Raw genomic sequence first — 25,313 nt, forward strand, 5'->3', positions numbered from 1 at the left:
GATGTATTTTTGGCTAGCGTGTCGTCAACAAAGCCGGGGCCGACAAGGCGAACCCGTTACAGCGAGGCGTGATGCCCGGCGTCTTTCCAGTCCAGATGAAGCGAGGTCTTGCCGATTCCCGGGTTGAAGGAATTGGTCGGGTCGAGTTCGCGGTAGAAATTCTTCAGGCTGTCGGCAGCTTCATACTGGTGGCCAACATTGTGCTCCGCCGGATATTCTGCACCGCGCGCTTTCAACAGGTCGAGCAGGGCATGCTTGACCGCGTCGCAATCCTCGCCCTTCTTTACCAGATATTCCTGATGCATGACGTGGCAGAAGAAATGCCCGCAATACATCGTCACATCAATCTTGTTGGCGATGTCAACCGGAAGGGTCTCAAACCAGTCGATGGTGTTGCGTGGCAGGGCCACGTCAAGCGCCACGATATCCTCCACAGTCCCGGCATGGACGGCGCGATAGCGCACGACCGAGCCGCCGACTGCGAACCGGTTGAGGAATGCCGCCTGCCCCTCCGCTACCGTGCATTCAAAATACGCGCCCTGCGCAGACGGAAACCGCGCAGCCAGATAATCGCGTGCTTCCTGCACGCCGTCATTGCCCATTTTCAGCAAAAGATGATGCTCGTACCGGTCACGGTATTCATTCAGACGCTCCGGCAGGTGGTTTGGAAGCAGACCCGTAAACACCTGCAAGAGGCGGTCGCTGACTGCGCCGCCGAGACCAAGCTTTTCCGTTATTCCATCAAAGCGGCTTTTGGCGGCAAAAGCACGCGGAACCCGGTCCGTGCCGAATCTCTGAATGAACATAAACAGATCTTTGCCATAGCGCTTGCTCAAGTCGAAGGCTGAGCGGTGCATATATTCGCCAGCGATTGGCAGGCTATCGAAACCACCCAGAATATCCCGGCGAATGGTTTCAAGCTCCAACGGATCATTGCTGCCGATGTAAAATACCTGCGTGTTCTCGTCTGCCAGAAATGTGTCGAGCCGCAGAGCAAACACGGCAATTTTTCCCGCAGACCCTGACGCCTCATACAGGCGGCGCGGATCGGCATTGAACCGCGCGGGCGTGCTCGCCGAGATATCACGAACGTGGTGGCAATATTCGTGATCGGACGCAAAAAGGTTCGAAGGCGTTCTGATATCGGTATCTGCAATCTGGCCTCGATCCAGCCTGCTCAGAATCTCATCAGGTGTTTGGCCAAGTTCGATGCCGAGATTGTTGACGAGTTTCAGCTCACCGCTCGCATCGATCTGGGCAAACAGTGCAAACTGCGTGAAAGCAGGACCGCGACGGATCAGCGAGCCGCCGGAATTGTTGCAGATACCGCCGGTGACGGAGGCACCGATACAACTGGAGCCAATCACGGAATGCGGCTCCCGGCCAAGCGGGCGAAGGGTTTTTTCAAGCTGCTCCAGCGTAACGCCGGGATGTGACACAATCTGCTCACCGCCCTTGACGAGATCGAGGCGGCGCAGCCGAAGCGTGCTGATGATCACAACCGGGCGATCATAGCCTTCCGCAACCGGTGTGGACCCGCCCGTAAGCCCCGTATTGGCCGCCTGAAAGATGACGATCATCTTCGCGCGGTGGCAGGCCTGGAGAACACGCCACATTTCCAGAAGAGTGCCCGGCTGCACGACGGCAACCGCGTCCCCGCCGCCATAGCGGTAGCCCTGCCGGAAGCGGCGGGTTTCCGTCTCCCCTGTCAGAACGTGCTTGCGGCCAACGACTGCGCGCAGCTGATCAGGAAAATCGTTCATGCGTTCATGCTCTCTGTCGTGGTCTGGAAGACCGGAATATTTTCAGGGATCAGGCGAAATAGCGCACACGAACCGCATCGATTGCAACCGCGATGAAGATCATGAAACCGCCGATCATGCCCACATAAAAGGATGGCACGTTGGTAATTGCAAGTCCTACCTGAATAACAGTGAGAAGGAGCACACCGCCGAGGATACCAACCACATTGCCGCGCCCGCCAAATACGCTGACCCCGCCAATGATGGGCGCAGCAATCGCATAGAGCAGATAGCTCGATCCCTGATTGGACGTAATTGCCATCTGCCACGACGCCAGCAGAAAGCCCGCGACCCCCGCCAGAAAGCCCGCAATGGTGTAGGTGATGATCTTGACGCGATCCACGCGGATACCGGCGGAGTTGGACGCCAGCGGATTGCCACCTACGGCATAGATGGACCGGCCGAGGATCGTCATCCGCAGGAGAACGCCGATCAGCGCGAGCGCGACCAGCAGGATCAGTGGCATCAGCGGCCAGCCGCCGATTGTGGTTGCCTGACCGATCCACACGTAACCGTCAGACAGGTTTGTCAGCGTTTTGCCTTGCGTCAGCGCCAGCAAAGCACCCTGCAGGATAATCATCATCGACAGGGTCTGGATCAGCGACACCATACGAAGTTTGGTGATGCAAAGGCCGTTGAAAAAGCCAACCAGCGTCGCAACCGCGATGCCAATCAGCATGGCCGGAAACCAGGGTAATCCCCAGTCCGAATAGGCCAGTGCCCCAATCGCAGACGAGAACCCCAGATTTGCAGGAATAGACAGATCGATTTCCGCCACAAGCAGGGGCAAAGCCACGGCCAGACCGAGCATGCCGAGAACGGTTGCCTGCACGGTAATGTTCTGCATGTTGAGAACGGTGAGGAAAAATTCGTTGAACATGCCGAAGCCCAGAATGAGGGCCACCAGCCAGATCCAGACCACGTTGTGCAGCACCCAACCGATGATCCTGTGCATTCCCACCTCTTTATCAGGCGTGTCCTTCGGTGCGGTCGTCGTTACGACTGTGCTCATTGTCTTTTCTCCTACCGAACTGTCTCAGGCTTGCTTGGGGCGCGGCGCAGGCGCTCGGTTGTTATGTCATCGCCGATAATTGTCTCGTGAATTGTGCCATCTCGAAACACACAGACGCGGTCAACGGCGCGAACCAGTTCGTCTGTATCCGTCGAAACGATGATGATACTGACGCCGGTCTTGCTTAGCGCATCGATGATGCGCAGCACATCCTGCTTGACGCCCACATCGATGCCTCTGGTCGGCTCATCGAGGATCAGAAGTTTCGGCTCGGTCGCCAGCACGCGGCCAAGGCACACCTTCTGCTGGTTGCCACCGCTCAGCGTGTTGACCACCGCGCCTGCATTGGGCGCCTTGATACCCATGCTGTTAAAATAGGTCTTGCAGAGGCTGGATTCTGCCGATCCCTGCACGAAGCCAAACGTGGCCCGGCGCTCCAGTGACGACAGCGCAATATTTTCAGCTATCGACAAATGCCCGACGACGCCGTCCTTGCGACGGTCATCGGAAAGATAGGCAATGCCCCGGTCAAAGGCTGCCTGCGGGTGGTCTGGCAGGGGCTCGCCTTCGTTTCCGGCAAGGCTGACAGACCCGGTTGCCGTACCGTTCAAACCGAAAATAGTCTTTGCCAATTCCTTGGCACCGGCACCCGGAAGGCCGGTGAACCCAACAATTTCACCACGCCTGATGTCCAGTTCCTCAAGCTTCACATGTTTGGCGGCAACATTGCGCAAACGGATCGCCACCGGCTCGTCCGCAAAGCTGCGGCGCGCCCGTTGGAACAGTACCAGATCACGACCCAGCACGAGCTCGGATAATTGGCCCGATGTCATGGCAGCGATATCCTTGCTGCCGCCAGCGAGCGAGCCATCCCGAAGAACCGAGACGGCGTCACAGATTTCCAGTATCTCGTCGTTATAGTGCGAGATAAAAATGAAGGTCACGCCGTCGTTTTTCAGCGCGCGCATGAAGTCAAACAGTTGGCTGCGATCCGGCACTGTGAGTGCTGCGGTCGGCTCATCCAGAATGATGACCTTGCCGCCGGAAAACATGGCGCGCAAGATGTTCAGCTTGCGGCGCGCGACCGCGTTCAGCCGACCTGCATTGACGTTCGGGTCGATACCCGAGCCCGTCAACATACGGGCTGCATCCGCCTTCAACGTGCGCCAGCGCACGAAACCGCCCTTGGATGGCCAGATGCCCAGCATCAGATTTTCGGCAGCCGACAGGTGATCGATGATCATCGGTTCCTGTGTCACCAGAAACACGCCCGCTTCTTCCATGGCGCGCACATCCGCACCAACGATCGGCTTGCCATTCAGGAAGATTTCGCCACTGCTTGGCGTTCTCTGCCCGGAGATGATACCCACCAGCGTACTTTTGCCCGCACCATTCTCCCCCAACAGGCCGTGAATACTGCCCCGGCGAATATTGAGCGAAACGGAGCGCAGCGCATAAAACGCACCATAGGCCTTGCTGACATTTTCGATGCGCAAGGCAATATCGGCCTGATCCCCGGAAGCGGATACCGTGCCTGTTGAAGGAGGTGTTGCTGTTTGAATCGCCATTCTGCCCGGCTCCTCTTATGTCTCGCCGTGGTCCACGGCATGCACCGGCAGCGAACGCACCGCTGACGGCAATGGCACAGTCACGATTCTGGCACGGTTAGCGCAGCGTCGGACCGGGCCTGAACCGGCCCGCATACGTGAAACGAGCCGGTTCTGTGTCACCCGGGTATTAATCAAGTGTAGGGAATGCCCCACTCCTTCTCGGCGACATAGCCCCAGTGGCGCTTGTCGGAGGCATTCTCACCATTGATGATGAACGGCGGAATGATCAGGGTCGGGCCCGTAGTCCCGGCAACGATCTCGCCTTTTTCCCAGAAGTATTTCGGGTTTTCGTAGGCGCCCAAAGGAACTGCCTCGCCCTTCATCGAATGCTTTTCGAGCATTTCAACGGCGATTTCGCCGTAGGCAATCGGATCTTGCGAGACGCAGGCGTCCATGTACCCATCCTGGAGCAGCTTTACAGCAACCGGCTCGCCGTCAATCGTGACGAAGATCACATGGCCTTCCTCGCCGACCTTCTTCCAACGACCCTTCTGCTGCAGAGCGGTTGCAATGCCGCGCGCCGGGGAATCGCTCGGTGCGTGTACGGCGTCCAGATCGGGATGCTCGGACAGCGTCGCCAGCGTTACCGACAGCATCTGGTCAAGCTGGCCTTCCGTGGGACGGCTGATATAGGTGATGTCGGGGTATTTAGCGAATTCTTCGTCCATCCCTTCCTTGCGCTGCCGCCAGGCAACACTTGCCAGCGCGCCGTAGCAGTTCAGCACTTTTCCGCGCGCACTGCCGTATTTCTTCGTCAGCCGGTCGATGATCTCGCGGGCTGCCATGACGCCGCCCAAATGATTGTCGAAGCTGACCGTAATGGCAACATCACCGCCATCGGCTGGCGTATCGATGATCGCAACCGGAATTTTCTTCTGGTTGTAACGACGGATCGCGCTGACGATGGCCTGACTGTCGATCGGGTCGGCGACCAGAGCGGCAGGCTGCGACAGCATGGTGCTCTGCCACTGCTCCAACTGCTTAGTGTTATCGAAGTTGGCATTGGTGGCCTGAAACGACCACTTGCGACCTTCAACCGCACGCTTGACGGCTTCTTCCTCGATCACGAAGAAGTAATAGTCTAGGCTCTTGTTGCTGAAGGGCAGAAAAACGCGGTCCTGCGCAAAGCCCATTCGTCCTGCCGTGGCGCTGACACCAAGCGCCAGACCTGCCGCCAGAACCTGACGGCGATTGAGTGGAAATGTCTTGTCCATAGTCATCCTCCCTGTTTCTCCCTGCATAGTTTCACTACATTTGGTAGGCTGCTGTCAACCCGGTTTCGTACCGGCGCCGCTGAAACCTACGAATATAGACAGATATTTTGTACAGATATTATGTTTGCGTTGCAGTCAAACCAATCCGAATAGTAGCTTAGTGACCAAGGCGAAGTTTTACTACATTCATCGCATCTTTACGTAGGAGCTTCCATCGAAGCAGCCGACGACCATGCCATTGGATTCCCGCGTGAACAGGCCATTCTCCACGACACCGGGGATCTGGTTCAGGTCGATTTCCAACGGTCGCGGATTGGAGATCACGCCACATTTGCAGTCCAGAATGAAGTTTCCGCTATCGGTTACCACGGGCTGGCCATCGCGCATTCGCCGCGTCATCTGCGCCTGAATGCCATGTTCGTCCAGCACGCGGGCAACCATTCGCTCCGTCTGCTTCCACGCAAACTGCACGACTTCCACAGGAAGCGGGAAAGCGCCGAGATGCTCGACAATCTTGGTCTCGTCACAGACCGTAATCATCTGCTTGGACGCGTGGGCGATGATTTTTTCCCAGAGAAGACACGCGCCGCCGCCCTTGATCATGTTGAACTGATGATCAATCTCGTCCGGCCCATCGACTGTCAGATCGAGCTCACCGATATCATTGGGATCGGTAATCGCAATGCCAACCTCGCGGGCAACATCAATGGTGGACCGGGACGTTGTGGTGCAGGTCAATGTCATACCATTGGCGACATGTTTGCCGAGTTCGCGCACAAACAGATGGGACGTGGTGCCCGAGCCGAGCCCAAGCTTCATGCCATCCCGCACGAATTCCTCGATCACCCGGCGGCCTGCTACTTTTTTCGCTTCGTTTTGCTCTTGAGACATAGGGTTTGCCTTGTTTTGCTTGAAATTTGCTAGAGCATTTCCAGTGAAAACGAAGTCGTTTTCACGTTTGGACAATGCTCTAGATCTTGTCGGTGAGCCATGAATCCAGCGCCGGAAGCTGGTCCGGAAACTCCGCTCCGCTCGATACGGCTATAGCAGTAACCAGCATATTGATGACGAGGTGATGGTTCAGACGCGACGCCAGCGGGGTCATCAATTCGGTCTGGTCGTAGGGAAGCACGGCAATCAGCGCGTCGGTGACCCGGGCCAAAGGACTTTCCGCAGCGGTCACGGACACCACACGGGCACCCCCGGCACGCGCGGCAATCGCCAGTTCCACCATTTGCTTGGTATGGCCCGATTGGGAGAAGATCAGCGCAACTTCACTTGGCCGTGCGCTTTCCACATGCATCCATTGCTTGTTTCTACCGAGAATGGCTGCGCAACGCATGCCCAGGCGCTGAAACTTGTGTTCCGCATCAATGGCGGTCACTTCCGATATGCCGCTTGCATAGATGCCCGTCCATGCCGCATCCCGCAGCAATAGAGCCGCACTTTGAATTTGCTGCGGAATTAAATCATCCATCGCGCGCTGAATGGCATTCAACGAGTTACGGCAGGTTTTGCGCACGATATTGTCGATACCATCGTTTGCGACAATCTGTTCATAGGCAAACGGCGCGGCGGGAACCAGACTTTGCGCCAGTTTAAGCTTGAAATCCTGATAGCCCTCGTAGCCGAAACGGCGGCAGAACCGCATGATCGTCGGGTCACTGACGGAGCAGATTTCCGCAAGCTTTGCCATGCTCATGTGAATGACCTCTCCCGGCGAGGTATTCACGAATGTTGCGATGCGCTGTTCGGCCGCGCCCATCCGGTCCATTTCCTGGAAAACGCGCTGCAGCAGGCTTGTGGTCATGCGATCTGGTCCCGGAAACGCTCGGCAGCAGTATCTTGCCGTGGACCGAAGGCCAGAAGATCGGCGATCCGTGTCAGCCTTTGATCCGCGTTGACGGCAACCTCGGCGCCCCCGCCCCATGGCACAACGAAAAATGGCGCCTGCGTCGCATCCGCCGTTGCCTTGTCGACATTGGTATCGCCCACATAGGCCCAGCTTCCCGGCGCCAGCCCCATATGGTCGGCAACTGCCAGCAGGTGGCGTGGGTCGGGCTTGCAAGCCGGTACGGCGTCTGCACCGAGCGCAACCTCTATGATATCGCCAAGTCCCAGTAGCCCAAGAATCTGCTGGGTCAGGGCATGGGGTTTGTTGGTGCAGATACCCAAACGAAACCCGGCCTCGTACAGCCGCTGCAAATCCTCGCGCACATGGCTGAAAAACCGGGTTCGGCCAGCCGGATCGCGCTGATAATTGTCGATGTAGCTTTTCACAGCTGCATCGACCGTAGCGTCATCGAAGGGAAGTCCTTTGTCGATGAAGATATCCAGCAGCAGACGACGCGGACCGTTGCCGATGAATTTTTCCACATAGGCAACCTCAAGCTCGGGCCAGCCCTTGGCAGCCATATAGACGTTCACGGCTGCGGCAATGTCCGGCGCGCTGTCGATCAACGTACCATCGAGGTCAAAAATCAAAGCCGAATACTGTTTCATAGCTGCCAAGTCCTTGCCTGTTTCCGGGAGTGCTTATTAGAGCTTTATCCGCCTTTTCTGGAAATGCTCTAGAGGTTAAATGCAGGATCGGCCAACGCTGAAAAGCTTTTTCGAAGGGTTGGATAGAGTTCGCGATAGACCTCGTGCGCTTTCAGATAGACGCTGCGCGTCGCGTGGTCAGGCCTTTCCCGCGTCAGCGCCTTCAGCGTTCCAGCCGCCTCGCCCGCATCTGCCCATGCACCGATGCCGACGCCCGCAACGAGCGCTGCACCAAATGCGGCACCCTCTGCGGCCCCCTCGGTTGTTACCACGTCACAATCAAACAGGTCCGCCTGTATCTGCCGCCACAATGCGGACTTCGCGCCGCCACCAGACGTCTTGATCACACTGCCCTGAATGCCCATCGGCGTCATCAGTGCATGCATATCGTAAAATGCATGGACCACGCCTTCCATAACGCTGCGGCCAAGATCTCCCTGCCCATGGCGTGCCGTCAGGCCCACAAACGCGCCCCGCGCCAGCGGATCGGGATGCGGGCATCGCTCGCCGTTGAGATAAGGCAAAAACAGCAAACCGCGCGCGCCCGCAGGGCTGCGTTCTGCTGCCGCGCAGATATCTTCAAACGACAGGCGATCATCGCCTGCAGCCTCGGCAAAAAGCGACCGAAACCACCCCATCGCCCCACCGGCATTCAGCGAAACACCCATAGCGTGCCATTTGGACGGCGCAACATTGCAGAACATCTGGATCCGCCCGTCCGGGCTCGGCGATGGTGCATCAAGTGCCGCTGCGAGAATACCGGCCGTGCCGATGGTCGTTTGCAACTGGCCGGGATCGATGACGCCGGAGCCGAGCGTCTGGATCACACTGTCCCCACCGCCCCCGGCAACGGGAACGCCTTGGGGCAAGCCGAACAAAGTCGCCCCCGCCGCGCTGACGCGCCCGGAAATTTCATGGGACTCGAAACAGGGCGGAAGAAACGACGGGTCGATTCCCAATGACTCGATCAGATCGCAAGCCCAGACCCGGCGCCTGACATCGAACAGGCCTGTCCCCGAAGCATCCGAAACCTCCGTCGCTACCTCGCCCGTTAGCATGAGGCGCAGGTAATCCTTCGGGTTCAGCACATGGCGCAGCCGCGCATAGAGGTCCCGCTCATGGTTGCGCATCCAGATGATCTTGCCGCCGGTGTATCCGACCAGCATACGGTTGCCCGTTCTGGCCAGCAGCGCGTCTAGCCCGCCTGCTTTCTCGGTTGTGTCCGTCACTTCGTCCGCATTGCGCTGGTCGTTCCAAAGAATGGCGGGGCGAAGCACCGTCATATCCTTGTCGAGCGGCGTTAGCCCATGCATCTGCCCCGACAGGCCAATTCCGGCAAGCTCGACATCAGGGCGCTGGCGCATTACTCCGGCAACGGCTTTGCGTGTCCCATCAATCCAGAGCGCGGGGTCCTGTTCGGTCCAGCCGGTGTGCGGCTGGGACAGGCCATAGGTTGCCGTGCTTGTGGCCAGCACGTCACCGTCTGTCGACAGAAGCAGCGCCTTGCAGCCTGATGTACCGATATCGATGCCCAGCAGAGCGGTCGTCATAGCTCAGGCTCCGACGCCGTGAAACAGGCGGACGTGCTTGAAATTGAAGTATTCCAGCAGCCCTTCCCGGCCATGCTCGTATCCAATACCGCTCTGCTTGCGGCCGCCATAGGGCGCATTCATGATTCCCGCATCCACATTGTTGATTGCCACGTTTCCGTAGTCCAACTCGGCGGACAACTGGTAGATTTCCTGTAGATCACGCGCGAAGACGTAGGATGCCAGACCATAGGGCGTGTCATTTGCCAGCGCAGCCGCTTCCTCCAGCGTATCAAACGGCGCGACACCGACGAGCGGGCCGAATGTTTCCTCGCTCATGACCTTCATCTCGTGCGTGCAATCGGCGACGATGGTGGGGCGGAAGAAGAAACCATTTTCAAACCCCGCGCCTTCCGGCGCCCGGCCTCCGGCAATCACCCGCGCACCCTTGTCGCTTGCATCGGCCAGATGGTCACGCGTTTTTGCCAGCGGGTCGGCAGAGGCCATTGAGCCAATATCGGCTGCCGGGTTGTTCAACCCGTCTCCAATCGTCAGGGCATCCGCGGCCTTTGCGAACTTGTCGAGGAATGTGTCGTAAATTTCGCGCGCCACATAAATGCGGTTAATGGCAATGCAGATCTGCCCCATATTGCGAAACGACCGGCGCGTCGCGCCCTTCACGGCAGCGTCAATATCGGCACTTTTCGTAACGATCAGCGGGCAGTTGCCGCCCAGTTCCAGCGACAGGCGCTTGACACTGGGGCAGGAGCGCTGGATGTGAAGCCCCACCGCGCTTGATCCTGTGAAGGCAATCTTGTCGACACCGGGATGCTCCACCAGTGCCTGCCCAACGATGGACCCTTTGCCGGTCAAAACGCTGACAACGCCGTCTAGAATACCGGCTTCCTTGACCTTTTCCGCAATCGCAAGCGCGGTGAAGGGCGTCAGCTCCGCTGGCTTGATGAGAATCGTGCAACCGGCCGCCAAACTGGCGCACAGCTTCCAGCCGACCAGTTCCGCCGGATAATTCCATGGCGTAATGGCCCCCACAACCCCGATCGGTTCGCGAATAACCTGGCTCTGGTAGCCATTCTGATCATTGGGGACGATTTCCCCGAAAACCCGCACGGCCTCTTCGCCGTAGAAGTGGCAGGCCTCGGCAAGTTTGAGAATTTCGCCCTTGGCCTCGTTCAGTGGCTTGCCCTGCTCACTGGTCATGATTTGCGCCATGCGGTGCGCGTCAGCCGCTATCAGGTCACCGAGCCGGTGCAACGCGTTGGAGCGGGTTTTGGCAGGCACGCGCGACCATGTTCTGAACGCCGCCCGTGCGCTTTCGACAGCACTGTCGATCTCTTCCGCCGTGGTTGCTGCGATCTGTCCGATGACTTCGCCGCGCGCTGGATTCAGCACATCGATACGCTCACCGCGTCCCTCGACAAATGCGCCACCGATAAACAGCTTGCCGCTGATGTGTGACAGATCAACGTTAGTCATGAAGTCCTCCAGAAGCTTTTCCACCGGATGATCAAAAAAACCGGTAGACGATGAGGTAGCATAACTACCTGCCAATAGCTTGGCAATTCACCCGGTGCGAAATTTTTGATATCTTGTTGAATACCGCGACAATATTCTGAATTTCATAAGAAAAATCGTATCTGAACGCCTTTTCCATCGCGTACTTGATGTCCTAATGCACCTTCAAAAAACTTTCCACACCCCTTTCGGAGGTTTGGACTTGACGGGATCGGGTTTCATTAAATAGTTTTACTAGCAGTGCCGAGGAGAAATTGATGCTTCCTGATAATTCTGAGAGTGCGCGCCTGATCGGGCGCGTCTGGCGTGCCGATCTGAACGCGCCATCCGTGGTGGTCGTGCGTGACGGAATGGTAATGGATGTGACCACCGAGGTTACCTCTGTCGCGGATTTTCTCGACAACGATCCCACGGGGCGGTTCGATAGTCTGGACGGTGAATTGCTCGGTAGCGTTGAAAGCTTTCTGACGCCTGCGCAACAGACCGGATATGGTTCTTCGCGCAACTGCTTGCTCGCGCCGTGCGACTTCCAGTCGCTCAAAGCATGCGGCGTTACCTTCGCCCAGAGCATGATCGAGCGGGTCATTGATGAGCGCACTCTGGGCAACCCCGCCGAGGCCTATGCAATTCGTCGTCGAATCGGTGAACTCATCGGGGGCAGCCTGTCCAACATTCAAGCTGGTTCTGAACAGGCCGCAACCGTAAAAGCCGCGCTGGAAAAAGACGGGCTCTGGTCGCAATATCTCGAAGTCGGCATCGGGCCGGATGCGGAAGTGTTCACGAAGTCGCAGCCCATGTCATCGGTTGGGTATGGTGCTGAAGTTGGCGTCAACAAAATTTCCAAATGGAGCAATCCGGAGCCGGAAATCGTGCTGGCCGTCGACAGTACCGGCGTCATTCGGGGCGCAACGCTGGGTAACGATGTCAACCTGCGCGATGTCGAGGGGCGCTCCGCGCTTCTGCTCGGCAAGGCCAAGGACAACAATGCATCCTGCGCTATCGGTCCGTTCATTCGCCTGCTGGATGACACGTTCACGCTGACGGATATCGAGAACGCAACATTGACGCTGACGGTTGAAGGCAGCGACGGGTTCCGCATGTCTGGCGGCTCCAACATGGCGGAGATCAGCCGCAAGCCAACCGAACTGGTCGCGCAGACCATCAATGCCAGCCACCAATATCCGGATGGTTTCATGCTGTTTCTGGGCACGATGTTTGCGCCGACACAAGACCGGGGCGAAACAGGAAGCGGTTTCACCCACAAGCAAGGCGATGTTGTGGAGATTTCCACGCCCCTGCTTGGAACGCTTCGCAATGTGGTGACCACCTCGGACAAGGCGCAGCCATGGACCTATGGTCTTCGAGCTATGATGCGCGACATGTCAAAACGGGGCTTGATGTAAAATTGCCCCCTAAAAGCGGGACAATGCTAAGGCGCCTCACATTCAGATAAAGGACGACCACATGACTTATCGCTCAAAAATGGACCTGAATGGTCGTCTGGCGTTGGTAACCGGAAGCGGACAAGGCATTGGCGCGGCTTGCGCGCAAGCGCTTGGCGAAACAGGTGCACAGGTGATCTGTACCGACATCGACCTCGCGCGGGCCGAGACGATCGCCGCGTCAATCGGAGGCACGGCGAGCGCTCGCAAGCTCGACGTGACGGATAGTGCCGGTCTCAACGCGCTGGCGCTGGAACTGCCACCGCTGGACATCCTCGTGTGCAACGCTGGCATTGTCAGCAATGTTGCAGCCGACGAGATGACCGACGAACAGTGGGATCGGGTGATCGAGGTCAACCTCAGTGGCGTCTTTCGCACCTGCCGCGCCTTTGGTCGCCGTATGCTCGAAAACGGCAAAGGGTCCATCATCAATATCGGCTCGATGTCGGGCAACATCGTCAACGTGCCGCAACCGCAATGCCATTACAATGCGTCCAAAGCGGGTGTCCATCACCTCACCCGCTCACTTGCCGTTGAGTGGGCCACGCGTGGCGTACGGGTTAACGCAGTAGCACCGACCTATATTGAAACGCCGCTGCTGCAGGGACTGGAAAGTCAGACCGGGCTCGTGGAACGCTGGCTCGACCTGACGCCCGCCGGTCGAATGGGCCAACCGGACGAGATCGCCTCCATCGTCCAGTTCCTAGCCTCCGACGCCTCCAGCCTGATGACGGGATCGATTGTTGCGGCGGACGCGGGGTATACCTGCATTTAGAGCACGGGCTTGTTGACCGGTGCAAAACCAGCAATGATTTCGAGTTCCTCAAACACCGTTTCTGACGCCGCCAGCACGGGCGCGCCTTGGGTGATGCCCTCGCCCGCCACAGGGAAAGGCCGGAATTTACCGCCCGCTTCCTTGACGAGGCAGTAGCCCGCTAAGCAATCCCAGGCATGCATATAGGGCTCGACATAGCCCACCAGCCGTCCTGCCGAGACGTAGGCCAGCATCAACGCACCGGAGCCGTTGCGGATGAAATTGCCACCAGCATTCAGAAGGTTTTCCACCATTTTGGCAACGGACGCTGGCGTGACATAATTGTTGGCACCGATGCCCGTCACCGCGTTGCGCAGTGTTCGGGCGGGATCGATAGCCAGCCGCTTACCGTTCAGCGTTGCGCCATGGCCCAATGCTGCGGCGTAATGCTCATCATGGCAGGGGGCGTTGATGACGCCGATGACCGGGACGTCCTCGTGCAGAACCCCGATGGATACGCACCAGTTCGGCATGCCGTTGACGAAGGGGCTTGTGCCGTCAATGGGGTCAATCACCCACGTGAAACCCGAGGTTCCAGCCGTCAGCCCGTATTCCTCGCCGAGAATTCCGTCGTCCGGATGTGCACTGGCAATCGCAGCGCGAATGAGATTTTCCACCTCGCGGTCAGCAATGGACACCACGTCCTGCGGGTCGTTTTTGGTTTCGATGACCAGGGTTTCACGCCGCTTGAAATAATCAAGCGCCGTTGCGCCCGCTGTGCGTGCCATGGTTTCAGCCAAAGCAAAGCGCTCTGTCAGACCGGAAATGTGTGAAGTCATCACTTCGTCCTTTGCATTCTCAAGCATCAATAATCGCCAGCCCGCGCTCGCGAAAGCCGATAGCCACATCGGTGGCCGGTGCCAGCGCGTTTTCCACTCCGGTATCCACCACGAACAAAGGCCCTATACTGGTCTCCACCTCGTATTCAATATGGTCACCAAGATAGGCAGCGGTGGTTATTTGGCCGCCGAATGGCGCGTTGCCCCCCGGTACCTGCGCAGAAGCATGGGGCGTCAGCGTAATGGCATTGGGGCGCACGGCGAGTTTTGCCGGTCCGGGACGCGTTGCCCGCGCGGGCACGGTATGAAGTAACTGGTCCACCAGAACCGTCGCCGCGCCACCGGCAAGCGACAGCACTTCGCACGGCACCACATTGGCCTCACCCATAAAATCCGCGATAAAGGCCGATGCGGGCGACTCGTAGAGATCGCGCGGCGCGCCCTCCTGCGCCACATGGCCGTCCTTCATCACGATGATCCGGTCGGAGACGGCCAACGCCTCATCCTGATCGTGGGTGACATAGACAGCGGTGAAACCAAGTCTTTGCTGCAACTCGCGGATTTCCGTGCGCACACGGCGGCGCAACCGCGCGTCGAGATTGGACAGTGGCTCGTCCAGCAGTAGAACCTGTGGCTCCAGCACCAGCGCACGGGCAACGGCCACGCGCTGTTGCTGGCCACCGGAGAGTTCGGCGGGCAGGCGCTGGCCAAAGCCCCCGAGACCCACGAGATTCAGCCCCTGTTCTGCCCGCTCACGCGCTTCCTTTTTCTTCATGCCGGACGATTCCAGCCCGTAGGCCACGTTGTCGAGCGAGGTCATGTGCGGAAACAGCGCGTAGGACTGGAAGACCATGGACACATCACGCTCATTGGCGGGCAGCATGGTCACATCTTTGCCACCGATGAGGATGCGGCCGGATGTCGGGTGTTCCAGCCCTGCCAGCATACGCAGCGTGGTGGTTTTGCCGCAACCGGAAGGGCCAAGCAGGGTTACCAGCGTGCCGGGCTCAATGCTGAGCGACAAATCGTGAATGGCGGTAAAGGCACCGAACTGCTTGCGAATATTCTTGAACAGAACGGAGCCTTGCTGCGGCGTGCTCATGCGGGTGTCTCCTGTCGAAGGGGAATGGCGGGCGCGGCCAGCGCCACGCGGTTTTCACGTCTGAGCCTGCGCTCGCCCACCAGCCCCTGAAAGGCTGCAATCACCACGATCATCACGACAATAAGCATGGAAGAGTAGGCAATCGCCACGCCGTATTCACCATTTTCCACCAGACCGACAATATATGATGTCGCCATATTATACTGCGCACTGACCAGAAAGATGACAGCGCTAATGGAGGTGATGGCCCGCACGAACGAATAGACCAGTGCGGCGGTAATGGCCGGGCGCAGAAGCGGCAAAATAACCTTGCGAATGGTGCGGAAAGAATTGGCCCGAAGCGTCAGCGAAGCTTCATCGAGACTTTTGTCCAGCTGGCTCATGGCGGCCACGCCACCGCGCACGCCCACCGGCATGTTGCGGAAGACGAAGCAGGCCACCAGAATAAGGGCCGTGCCCGTCATTTCCAGCGGTGGCAGGTTGAAGGCCATGATGTAGCTGATGCCGATAACCGTACCGGGAATGGCAAAGCTCATCATCAGGGCAAACTCGAACAGGTTGCGCCCGGCAAACCGCTGCCGCACGATGATATAGGCGGTGAGAAGCCCGACAGCGGCGGTCAACGGCGCGGAAATCAGCGCGATTTCCATCGTGGTCCAGAACGAGTTCCATGCAACGCCCGTCCATGCCAAACCGCCGTTTTCAAGCGTCACCGAAAAGGCGCGGCGGTAGTGATCAAGCGTCAGCGTGTTATCCAGACCCCATGTTTTGACGAAGCAGCCAAACAGGATCATGCCGTAGACCACCACTGTAAACAGCATCCACGGAATGACAACGGCGTGAAGCCCAATGGACAGGCTGCGCGGCAGCGCGATATGCGCACCGGAATCGCCTTTGCCTGTGACGGTCGCGAAATTCTTGCCCGATAGCCAGACCCGCTGAGCGATGAACGCCGTCAGCGTGAAGCAGAGAAGGATAATGGCAAGCACGGCAGCACGGGACGGGTCGTTCTGCGAGCCGACAACGGCGAAGAAAATCTCGGTGGACAGCACGCCATGGCTACCGCCCAGTACCAGCGGATTGCCAAAGTCCGCCATGCTTTCGATAAAGCCGATCAGAAAGGCATTGGCGAGACCTGGTGCCATCAACGGCAGCGACACATTCCAGAACGTGCGCCAGCGCCCCGCCCGAAGCGTCTGCGATGCCTCCTCCATGGAGGGGCTGACCCCTTCGACCACACCGATGAGGACAAGAAACGAAATCGGCGTAAAGGACAGTACCTGCGCAATCCAGATGCCGGTTAATCCATACAGCCAGCGCCCCGGCTCTATGCCAAACAGGTTGGACAGAGACAGCGTGACGACACCGGCGCGACCGAACAGCAGCGTCAACGCCAGACCAATGACGAAAGGCGGAGTGATGATGGGCAGCACCGTCAGCAGGCGCAGCCCCTTCTTGAACGGAAACCGCGTGCGGGTGGCCACCAGTGCGAAGGCAAGGCCCAACGTGGTAGACCCCGCAGCCGTCAGCAGCGCCAGCATCAACGTGCGCCACGCAACCCCGCACCGCTCACCACCAGTCACGCAACCAAGGCTCCAGATCGAGGGATCCTGAATGTTGCGAACGAAGCCGGTGGTGTTGAGCGAACCGTCAAAGTCCTGAAAAGCGCCAACAAGCATGCTGCCGACCGGGTAAAACACGAATATGGCGACCAGAAACACCAGAAGCGTGATCGACGATACCACAAAGGCATCACCCTTCATTACCCCACGCTCGGCAAGGCCGAAGGCAAACAACAGCACGAACGCAAATGCCGCAAGCACGGCTCCCGCCCCCATGGCGGGCTGCCCATCGGCCATCTGGCCAAACAGCGTTTCGCTGATACCCCATGTCCAGCCGGCAAACCCGATCGCCAGTCCCTGAAGAGCCAGAAACAGCACTCCCACGCCGCCAGCATAGGCAAGCACCGTGCCGCGACGCTCCGGTGACCGAATAAAACGCGCAGCAAGGCAGACGAGCATGATGGTAGCGGCTATGCCCAGCCACCAGCGGCCAAGGGCCAGCATCTGCACAAGACCCGGTGCATCGGCGGCATCCATAGGAAAGCCCTGCAACCAGCCAAGACCGGTAAATCCGCCTTCAATTCTGTACCAGGGCACGGCCGCGAAGGCCAGAAGGCCGATACCGAGCGCGATATCCAGCCTGCGGTTGCGATGTTCCATAACGATACGTCGCCTCTTGCGTTATAAGTGTAAGGGGCGGCTGCTGTGATGCAGCAGCCGCGGCAGGCATGAGCGCGGTCAGAGCATAATCCGACCGGAGCGAAGCGAGGATCGATAAGATCATGCTTCAAATAGACAGCTGGAGCGCCGATCTGATCCAATCAGATCGAACAGCGCTCTAGTTCGCACTGGCACCGACTTCGGTATCCCAGCGCTCCAGCAATTCCTTGCGCTTGGCCGGATCGCCATAAGTTTTGAAGTCATAGTCGATGAGCTTGATGTCCTCGAATTTCGGCGCTTCCTTGGGCACTTCGGCCTGCTTGTTGGAAGGAAGCTGGAACGATTTGGCGTCCTTCATACGGGACTGAACAGCAGGCGACAGCGCCCAGTCATACCAAGTCTTCGCCTCTTCCAGATTGCGCGCACCCTTGACGATGGACATCGAGCCGATCTCGTAGCCGGTGCCTTCGCAGGGCGCGACAGCCTTGATCGGGAACCCTTCCACCGTCATCGACACAGCATCGTGCATGAATACGATGCCGATGGCGTTTTCACCGCGCGCAGCCGATTTGACCGGTGCCGAGCCGGATTTGGTGTATTGCGAGATATTGGCATTGAGTTTCTTCAGATAATCGAATGCCTGATCCTCCCCCATGATCTGCACCAGCGAGGCGAGCGCCGTGTACGCCGTGCCGGACGAGTTGGGATTGGCGATCTGGATTTCGCCTTTGAAGGATGGATCCAGAAGATCGGCCCAGCATTTGGGCTCCTTCAAGCCTTTTTTCTCGAAAATCTGCGTGTTATAGCCCCAGCCCAGCGCACCCGCATAAACGCCAACCGTGCGGAACTGAGCACTTTCGGCCTGCTTCTTCGCCCAGTCCTGCAAATCATCAAACAGGGGTGATTTGTATTCCTGCGTCAGCCCTTCGGACGCGGCCTGTAAATGCGGATCGCCCGTGCCTGCCCACCAGATATCGGTCTTGGGGTTGCGCGCTTCGGCGCGGATCTTGGCGTAGGTCTCACCCGATGACAGGCGCACCATATTGACCTTGATGCCCTTTTCTTTCTCAAAGCCCTCCTTCATCTGCTCGCAGATCACCACATCGGCAGAGCAGATCAGGTTGAGGTTACCAGCCGCATGGGCTGAGAAGGCAGCAAGGGTTGTACCGGCGGCCAAAGCCGCAGCAAAAAGTGCTGATCGCATAATCGTCCTCCCGTTTGAAACCGCGCCTCCACGCAGGTTTCAGCTTTTGCAAGCGTGTGCAATCGTCACACAGTTATAAGCATTGTGTCAACTCCATTCGTTATTCCCTGTATCTCTTAAGGCTTTACTGCTATGCACAAGCGTGCATGAAAGCAGGAACAATGAGAGCATGACGATACAGAAGGCATTTGTCAGCGCGCAGGATGTTGCGGCCCGCGCGGGGGTTTCCCGCTCAGCGGTTTCACGCACGTTTACGCCGGGAAAAAGCGTGTCGGCAGAAACCCGGGCCAAGGTTCTGGCCGCTGCCGATGCGCTCGGCTACCACGTCAACCACCTGGCGCGGGGCCTGATGCGCAATGAGAGCGGCATCGTCTGCCTGATTGTATCGGACCTCGGCACGCCCTATCGCTCCAACCTTGTCAACGCGCTGACCCAGCAGTTGCAGGATGCGGGCAAGATCGCGATGTTGATCAATACCGACCGCTCCGATGAAAGCGTGGGACTGGCGTTGCGCCAGGCCATTCGCTACCGGGCCGATGCATCGATTGTCGTATCGGGCATGCCGGATAAATCCATTGTCAAGCTATGCCTGCGCAATGGCCTGCGGCTGGTGCTGATCAACCGCGATGACGAGCACGACGGAACCCTGCGCATCAATCTGGATGATGCAAAGGCGGCAGAAAACGCGGTCACTGCCTTTGCCCGGGCGGGCTGCAAGCATTTGGCGCTGATCAATTCCACGGCGGGAACACCGAGCCTGATGGCGCGCGAGGCTGGATTTATCGCTGCTGCAGCGGCGAGAGATTTGCCCGTAATGGTCGAGCATCACGGACACACGAGTTATGCCAGCGGACGGTTGATGGCGCAGCGACTGCTGACACGGCCCACACGGCCCGATGGCGTTTTCTGCGTGACGGACCTTCTGGCCTGCGGGTTTATGGATACGGCGCGGCGCGAATTTCATCTGGATATCCCGAAGGACCTGTGTGTCATCGGGTTTGACGATATCGAACAGGCCAGCTGGATATCCTACAACATCACGACCTTCGCCCAACCGATCGACGGTATCGCGGCCAACGCGGTGGCATGGCTGCGCGGCGACGCCGAGCAGACCGAGCGCACCTCGCTGCGCTTGCACGCCGATATGGTGTGGCGCGGCTCGGTACGCGGCGGATAGTTTTTACCGCAAATCGGGTTGCGCCTTGATGAAATCAATGAAAGCCCGCAGGGGTGCCGGAACCAGCCTTCGCCCGGGATAGTAGAGAAATGGACCGGAGAAGCTCTGCCACCAGGGCTCCAGCACGGGCTCCAGCAGACCGCGGTCCAGAAAGGGACGCAGCCAGTCTTCAAACAACTGGATGATGCCGGTGCCAGCAATAGCGGCATCAACGGCAAGGTCCGTCGCACCGCCGGGCCGCACGATCAACGGACCCGTGGGCTCGACGGTGACGACTTCACCATCGCGCTCATACTCCCACGCAACCATGGCACCACTGGCAAAGCGGCCACGCAGACAGGCGTGGCTTAACAGATCACGCGGGTGTTGCGGCATGCCATGCCGGGCGAGGTAGGCCGGGGATGCGGCCGTGGCAAAGCGCTGGATACGCGGACCGATGGGAATGGCGATCATGTCCTGCTCCAGCCGCTCATCGTAGCGAATGCCGGCATCGCAGCCTGCCGCCAGCACATCGACAAAGCTTTCCTCCGTAATGACGTCCAGCCGGATATCAGGGAAGGCCGCCAGAAATTTTGGCACGATAGCCGGTAACACAAGCCGTGCGGCGCTGACCGGAACATTCAAGCGCAGAAGGCCCGCCGGTCGATCTCGAAAGCCATTGACGACATCCAGCGCCGTTTCCACCTCCTTCAAGGCGGGCGACATCCGATCGAGAAGCCCCTGCCCGGCCTCTGTCGGTACGACGCTGCGGGTGGTGCGGTTCAAAAGCCGCACGCCAAGCTGTGTTTCCAGCCGCCGCACGGCCTCACTCAGGCCCGAAGGACTACCGCCGCTGACACGCGCGCCCTCGCGAAAACCACCAGCCGTTGCGACCGTCACGAACGCCTTGAGATCACCAAGGTCCGCATTCATTGTTCGTCCTTTCGCACACCCTGTGCCGACTGTACGGGATTATCGTCAGATTGCTCAAGCCCTATTTTGAATGGATAGAAGGAGACACCTTATGACGACACTTCAAAATACGAGCACCTACACCTTGGCGGGCAGGCCCATCAAACGGCTTGGCTATGGCGCGATGCAACTGGCTGGGCCCGGCGTGTTCGGGCCACCCAAGGACCGCGACGCTGCACTGAATGTGCTGCGCGAGGCGATTTCGCTTGGCGTTGACCACATTGATACCAGCGACTTTTACGGCCCGCATATCACCAATCAGCTGATCAAAGAGGCCTTGCATCCCTATCCAAACGATTTGCTGATCGTGACCAAAATTGGTGCGCGACGTGGCGACGATGCCTCCTGGTTGCCCGCGTTTTCTGCGGAAGACCTGACCAAAGCGGTACACGACAACCTGCGCAATCTGGGTCTCGATGTTCTGGACGTGGTCAATCTTCGGTTCATGTTTGATGTGCATGGCCCGGCAGAGGGGCCCGTGGAAGAACCCCTGACCGCACTGGCCGAGTTGCAAAGGCAGGGATTGGTTCGCCACATCGGCCTAAGCAATGTCACGCCGAAACAGGTCACCGAAGGGCGCAAGATAGCCGAAATCGTCTGTGTGCAGAACCAGTACAATTTGGCGCATCGGGACGACGATGCCCTGATTGACGATCTGGCCCGCGATGGCATTGCCTATGTGCCGTTCTTCCCCTTGGGTGGCTTCAGTCCGCTGCAATCGTCAACGCTGTCATCGGTTGCGCAACGGCTGGGGGCGACACCCATGCAGGTGGCGCTGGCGTGGTTGTTGCAGCGCGCGCCCAATATCATGCTGATCCCCGGCACATCATCCGCCGCGCATCTACGTGAAAATTTGAGCGCGGGTCAGTTGCATCTCTCCGCCGAAGTGATTGCCGAACTGAACGGGATTGCCGGATAACACCTGAACTCACACGTCCGTGCTCTGCCAGAAAATCCAGCAGCGCACGGACGCGCGATGGCAAATGCCCGCCTTGCCCCACATAGACGGCGTGAAACGCTTCCGTTTCACCGCTGTCTTCATCCGCGAGAAGAGACACCAGCCGACCGGCAGCAATATCGTTTTGAACGGTAAAGGCCGCCAGACGGGCGATGCCAACACCGGCCAACGCAAGGTGACGAAGCCCCTCGCCATCGCTGACCCTCACCCGTTCGGCCTCGGGGAATGCAGTAGTTCGCTCGCCAACCGGCAGCGGCCACTGCGATGTTGCGCGGCTGTAGCAAAAACCCAGAAGGGTGTGGCCCGCGAGATCATCGATCACACGCGGTTCTCCGCAACGCTCCAGATAGGACGGAGCAGCGACGATGGACAGCGCGGCCTCTCCCAGTTTGCGCGCCATGAGACTGGAGCTTTTCAAGGGTCCGGCCCGCACCGCGACATCGGCGCGCTCTGCGAGAAGGTCTACCACCGCATCCGTCTGGATCAAATCCACGGAAATGCCCGGACGATGCGCCAGAAACGCAGGCAATATCGGCGCCAGAATATGCGTTGCATACGATGCGCTGGTATTAATACGGACCCGACCAACCGGCTGCTCACCCGCCCCGACGGCGCGCTCGGCGTCGTTCAGATCGGCGAGAATACGGGTTGCCCGCTCGTAAAAGACACAGCCCTCCGGCGTAATCTGCAGTTGACGCGTGGAGCGATTGAGAAGACGTGCACCCAACCGCCCCTCAAGCCGGGACATCAATTTGCTGACGGCGGAAGGTGTCATGTTTGCCGCACGTGCTGCGGGCGAAAAGCCGCCAAGCTCCACCACACGAACGAACATCTCCAGTTCCCCTGCCCGGTTCACGTCCAGTCGCGCCATATGACTTCACCTCACAAGTGATATTCCGAACCACCTTCTATTTCATCCAGTCACAAGCGTCTATCGTCCGGTCATAGGGAAAGCTTTCACGGCTTTCATCTCCTGAAAGAACGCGAAGGAAGATGTTATGGAATATCGCTCTCTTGGGAAATCCGGCTTGAAGGTGCCGGTGCTCAGCTTCGGTGCCGGGACATTTGGCGGCGCCGGCCCGCTGTTCAGCAACTGGGGAAGTTCGGATGCGGTAGAGGCCCGTCGCATGGTGGACATCTGCCTTGAGGCCGGCGTCAACCTGTTCGACACGGCCGACGTCTACTCCGACGGCGCTTCGGAGACCGTGCTGGGCGAGGCAATCAAGGGTCGACGCGACAGCGTTCTGATCTCGACAAAGACCAGCTTACCCATGGGCGAGGGGCCGAATGATGCCGGATCGTCCCGGTTTAAACTGATCCGCGCGGTGGATGACGCCCTGCGTCGCCTGCAAACCGACCATATCGATATCCTCCAGCTTCACGCCTATGACGCGTTGACCCCGGTCGAAGAAGTTCTATCAACACTCGATACGCTCGTGCGGGCTGGAAAAGTGCGCTACACCGGGGTTTCCAATTTCTCCGGCTGGCAAATCATGAAATCCCTGGCCGTGGCAGAGCGTTACGGATGGCCGCGCTATGTCGTTAATCAGGCTTATTATTCGCTTGTTGGGCGGGACTTTGAGTGGGACCTGATGCCGCTGGGTGCAGATCAGGGATTGGGCGCCATGGTCTGGAGCCCGCTTGGATGGGGACGGCTGACCGGCAAGATCCGCCGCAACACGCCTCTGCACGAAGGCAGCCGCTTGCACGAAACGGCACAGTTCGGTCCACCGGTGGACGATGAACGCTTGTATCGCGTGGTTGATGCCCTAGACGCCATCGCGGAAGAAACAGGCAAGACCGTCGCCCAGATGGCGCTGAACTGGCTGCTGCAACGTCCGACAGTTTCCTCGGTCATCATCGGTGCGCGCAACGAGGAGCAACTACGCCAGAACCTTGGCGCCGTGGGCTGGACTTTAACGCCGGAGCAGGTGCAAACGCTGGATGAAGCCAGCGCGCAAATCATGCCCTACCCGCATTTTCCATACCAGCGGCAGGAAGGCTTCGCACGGCGAAACTCGCTGATTGCTGGTTGATTCAAACTCGCCCGACATGGGCAGCCTGCCTGTTTTTCTGGTCCAGCCAATACGACAAACCGAAAACAGCCAGACCGCCTGCGCCGAGCGCAGCCCCCACCCAGCCGGTCGATGCGTATCCGTAACCGGCAGAAATGGCCAAGCCGCCGAGCCACGCTCCGGCGGCATTGGCGATATTGAACGCGGAGTGCATGGACGCCGCCGCCAGCGTCTGGGCATCCCCGGCCACATCCATCAGCCGCGTTTGCACCGCCGGAGCCAGCGCCACGCCGAAACCGATAAAGAAAACACACAGGCACAGCATCAGCGGATGCGCTGCCGTCAGTGCGAAGACTATGAGAACAACGATGTTGAAACTCATCATACCGCCAAGCGTCTTCATTAACGAGCGATCGGCAAGCCATGCGCCAAGAATATTGCCGAGAATCATGCCGACGCCAAAGATGGCCAGAATGATCGGCACCACGTCGATAGAGAGACCTGCAACCTCGGTTGCGGTAGACGCGATATAGCTGAACACTGAAAACATGCCGCCGAAACCGACAGCTGCGAAAGCAAATGTTAACCAGACCTGCGGGCGCATGAGGGCCGACAGTTCACGAAGGGCGCTGGCTTCGGTGTGAACCTTGTCCTGCGGCAAGGTCAGCCAGAGGAGAATGGCCGTAAACAGCCCGATACCGCCGACCAAAACGAACAGAGATCTCCAGCCGAACATTTGGCCGAGCCATGCAGCAAGCGGCGTTCCGAGAAGGGTCGCGACCGTCAACCCCAGCATCACCCGCCCGACCGACTGTGCCCGCTTGCCCTTCCGCGCCACCGAAGCGGCAACAAGGGCCGCAACGCCAAAATAAGCACCATGCGGCAGGCCGGACAGAAAACGCGCGCCCGCCAGCGACCAAATTTCCGGCGCGACGGCACTGGCGATATTGCCGATGGCAAAGCCCAGCATCAACAGGAGCAGCAATGTCCGGCGGCTGAGTTTCGCCCCGAGAAGAGCAATCAAAGGCGCACCGATCACGACGCCGAGCGCGTAAGCGCTGATCAAATAACCTGCACCCGGCACCGAAACGCCGAGACCGTCAGCGATGTTGGGCAAAAGACCCATGATCGCGAACTCGCCCGTTCCAATGCCGAAACTGCCGACTGCCAGTGCCAGCAGGATAAGCGTGGTATTCTGCTTAAGGACCGGCACGGGCATAACGTCGGCGGGGCTCACCGCGTCGGGCACTGTATCGAGCATGGTATTGACTTTCATTCAGAGTGCCGAGAGCAACTTGGGAGGAGCGCTCATGGCGCGAAGGCGGGTCATTCAGACAACAAGCTTCGATCCGATAATCCGAATGTCGTATGATGTCCAGATCTGTTAGACACCCATTCAGCCCATTAG

General features: G+C 58.7%; 21 protein-coding genes. 5 read left to right on the plus strand and 16 right to left on the minus strand.

Going from position 1 to position 25,313, the window contains the following annotated elements; translation table 11 throughout:
• Nucleotides 1-56: 56 nt before the first annotated feature.
• The 9 genes from dld to IFT84_RS16090 form a co-directional block, all read right to left on the minus strand.
• On the minus strand, nucleotides 57-1,763 hold the full coding sequence (dld, locus tag IFT84_RS16050) for a D-lactate dehydrogenase (RefSeq protein ID WP_192121163.1): 1,707 nt from the start codon (nucleotides 1,761-1,763) through the stop codon (nucleotides 57-59).
• 49 nt (nucleotides 1,764-1,812) lie between these two features.
• A complete protein-coding gene (locus tag IFT84_RS16055; RefSeq protein WP_192121165.1) occupies nucleotides 1,813-2,814 on the minus strand; it encodes an ABC transporter permease in 1,002 nt (333 codons plus the stop codon).
• A gap of 11 nt (nucleotides 2,815-2,825) precedes the next feature.
• Complete coding sequence (locus IFT84_RS16060) at nucleotides 2,826-4,382, minus strand: sugar ABC transporter ATP-binding protein (protein ID WP_192121167.1); 1,557 nt, start codon at nucleotides 4,380-4,382, stop codon at nucleotides 2,826-2,828.
• 173 nt (nucleotides 4,383-4,555) lie between these two features.
• Nucleotides 4,556-5,638 carry a sugar ABC transporter substrate-binding protein gene (locus IFT84_RS16065; protein ID WP_197975578.1) on the minus strand — a complete coding sequence of 361 codons (1,083 nt, stop codon included), beginning with the start codon at nucleotides 5,636-5,638 and terminating at the stop codon, nucleotides 4,556-4,558.
• A gap of 186 nt (nucleotides 5,639-5,824) precedes the next feature.
• Complete coding sequence (gene rpiA, locus IFT84_RS16070) at nucleotides 5,825-6,529, minus strand: ribose 5-phosphate isomerase A (protein ID WP_192121171.1); 705 nt, start codon at nucleotides 6,527-6,529, stop codon at nucleotides 5,825-5,827.
• Nucleotides 6,530-6,608: 79 nt separating this feature from the next.
• A complete protein-coding gene (locus tag IFT84_RS16075) occupies nucleotides 6,609-7,448 on the minus strand; it encodes a MurR/RpiR family transcriptional regulator (protein ID WP_192121173.1) in 840 nt (279 codons plus the stop codon).
• Nucleotides 7,445-8,140, minus strand: a complete 696-nt coding sequence (locus IFT84_RS16080) for an HAD-IA family hydrolase (protein WP_192121175.1) — start codon at nucleotides 8,138-8,140, stop codon at nucleotides 7,445-7,447. Before IFT84_RS16080 ends, IFT84_RS16075 begins: the two co-directional genes overlap by 4 nt.
• Nucleotides 8,141-8,208: 68 nt before the next feature.
• Nucleotides 8,209-9,729, minus strand: a complete 1,521-nt coding sequence (gene xylB / locus IFT84_RS16085) for a xylulokinase (RefSeq protein WP_192121177.1) — start codon at nucleotides 9,727-9,729, stop codon at nucleotides 8,209-8,211.
• A 3-nt stretch (nucleotides 9,730-9,732) separates the two neighbouring features.
• Nucleotides 9,733-11,202 carry an aldehyde dehydrogenase family protein gene (locus IFT84_RS16090; RefSeq protein WP_192121179.1) on the minus strand — a complete coding sequence of 490 codons (1,470 nt, stop codon included), beginning with the start codon at nucleotides 11,200-11,202 and terminating at the stop codon, nucleotides 9,733-9,735.
• A 296-nt stretch (nucleotides 11,203-11,498) separates the two neighbouring features.
• On the opposite strand from IFT84_RS16090, the gene IFT84_RS16095 reads away from it, so the two are divergent.
• Both IFT84_RS16095 and IFT84_RS16100 read left to right on the plus strand, forming a co-directional pair.
• On the plus strand, nucleotides 11,499-12,644 hold the full coding sequence (locus tag IFT84_RS16095; protein ID WP_192121181.1) for a fumarylacetoacetate hydrolase family protein: 1,146 nt from the start codon (nucleotides 11,499-11,501) through the stop codon (nucleotides 12,642-12,644).
• A gap of 61 nt (nucleotides 12,645-12,705) precedes the next feature.
• Entirely contained in the window at nucleotides 12,706-13,458 is a 753-nt protein-coding gene (locus IFT84_RS16100; RefSeq protein WP_192121183.1) for an SDR family NAD(P)-dependent oxidoreductase, read from the plus strand.
• Here the strand turns inward: IFT84_RS16100 and IFT84_RS16105 are convergent.
• The 4 genes from IFT84_RS16105 to IFT84_RS16120 all read right to left on the minus strand — a co-directional run bounded on the left by IFT84_RS16105 (nucleotide 13,455) and on the right by IFT84_RS16120 (nucleotide 18,804).
• Nucleotides 13,455-14,276, minus strand: a complete 822-nt coding sequence (locus IFT84_RS16105) for an inositol monophosphatase family protein (protein ID WP_192121185.1) — start codon at nucleotides 14,274-14,276, stop codon at nucleotides 13,455-13,457. The genes IFT84_RS16100 and IFT84_RS16105 overlap by 4 nt on opposite strands.
• 19 nt (nucleotides 14,277-14,295) lie before the next feature.
• A complete protein-coding gene (locus IFT84_RS16110; RefSeq protein ID WP_192121187.1) occupies nucleotides 14,296-15,378 on the minus strand; it encodes an ABC transporter ATP-binding protein in 1,083 nt (360 codons plus the stop codon).
• Nucleotides 15,375-17,600, minus strand: a complete 2,226-nt coding sequence (locus tag IFT84_RS16115) for an ABC transporter permease (protein ID WP_192121189.1) — start codon at nucleotides 17,598-17,600, stop codon at nucleotides 15,375-15,377. The genes IFT84_RS16110 and IFT84_RS16115 overlap by 4 nt, the downstream gene beginning before the upstream one ends.
• A gap of 178 nt (nucleotides 17,601-17,778) precedes the next feature.
• Nucleotides 17,779-18,804: an ABC transporter substrate-binding protein gene (locus IFT84_RS16120; RefSeq protein WP_192121191.1), complete on the minus strand. Its 1,026-nt coding sequence runs from the start codon at nucleotides 18,802-18,804 to the stop codon at nucleotides 17,779-17,781.
• A 169-nt stretch (nucleotides 18,805-18,973) separates the two neighbouring features.
• Between IFT84_RS16120 and IFT84_RS16125 the strand changes: the two genes are divergently transcribed.
• The gene (locus IFT84_RS16125) at nucleotides 18,974-19,981 is read left to right on the plus strand and encodes a LacI family DNA-binding transcriptional regulator (protein WP_192121193.1); all 1,008 of its coding nucleotides are present in this window, start codon (nucleotides 18,974-18,976) and stop codon (nucleotides 19,979-19,981) included.
• A gap of 3 nt (nucleotides 19,982-19,984) precedes the next feature.
• Here IFT84_RS16125 and IFT84_RS16130 read toward each other — a convergent pair whose 3' ends face one another.
• Nucleotides 19,985-20,893, minus strand: coding sequence for a LysR family transcriptional regulator (locus tag IFT84_RS16130; RefSeq protein WP_192121195.1), 909 nt, complete (start codon nucleotides 20,891-20,893; stop codon nucleotides 19,985-19,987).
• Between the two features lie 91 nt (nucleotides 20,894-20,984).
• On the opposite strand from IFT84_RS16130, the gene IFT84_RS16135 reads away from it, so the two are divergent.
• The gene (locus IFT84_RS16135) at nucleotides 20,985-21,851 is read left to right on the plus strand and encodes an aldo/keto reductase family oxidoreductase (RefSeq protein ID WP_192121197.1); all 867 of its coding nucleotides are present in this window, start codon (nucleotides 20,985-20,987) and stop codon (nucleotides 21,849-21,851) included.
• Here the strand turns inward: IFT84_RS16135 and IFT84_RS16140 are convergent.
• Nucleotides 21,739-22,761 (minus strand): LysR family transcriptional regulator, encoded by a 1,023-nt coding sequence (locus IFT84_RS16140; protein ID WP_192121199.1) that lies wholly within the window; start codon nucleotides 22,759-22,761, stop codon nucleotides 21,739-21,741. The genes IFT84_RS16135 and IFT84_RS16140 overlap by 113 nt on opposite strands.
• Nucleotides 22,762-22,888: 127 nt before the next feature.
• Between IFT84_RS16140 and IFT84_RS16145 the strand changes: the two genes are divergently transcribed.
• Entirely contained in the window at nucleotides 22,889-23,926 is a 1,038-nt protein-coding gene (locus IFT84_RS16145; protein ID WP_192121201.1) for an aldo/keto reductase, read from the plus strand.
• Between the two features lies 1 nt (nucleotide 23,927).
• On the opposite strand, the gene IFT84_RS16150 is transcribed toward IFT84_RS16145, so the two are convergent.
• Nucleotides 23,928-25,124 (minus strand): MFS transporter, encoded by a 1,197-nt coding sequence (locus tag IFT84_RS16150; RefSeq protein ID WP_244651254.1) that lies wholly within the window; start codon nucleotides 25,122-25,124, stop codon nucleotides 23,928-23,930.
• Between the last annotated feature and the right edge of the window lie 189 nt (nucleotides 25,125-25,313).

The organism is Rhizobium sp. CFBP 8762 (assembly GCF_014841565.1).
Lineage (GTDB): Bacteria > Pseudomonadota > Alphaproteobacteria > Rhizobiales > Rhizobiaceae > CFBP-8762.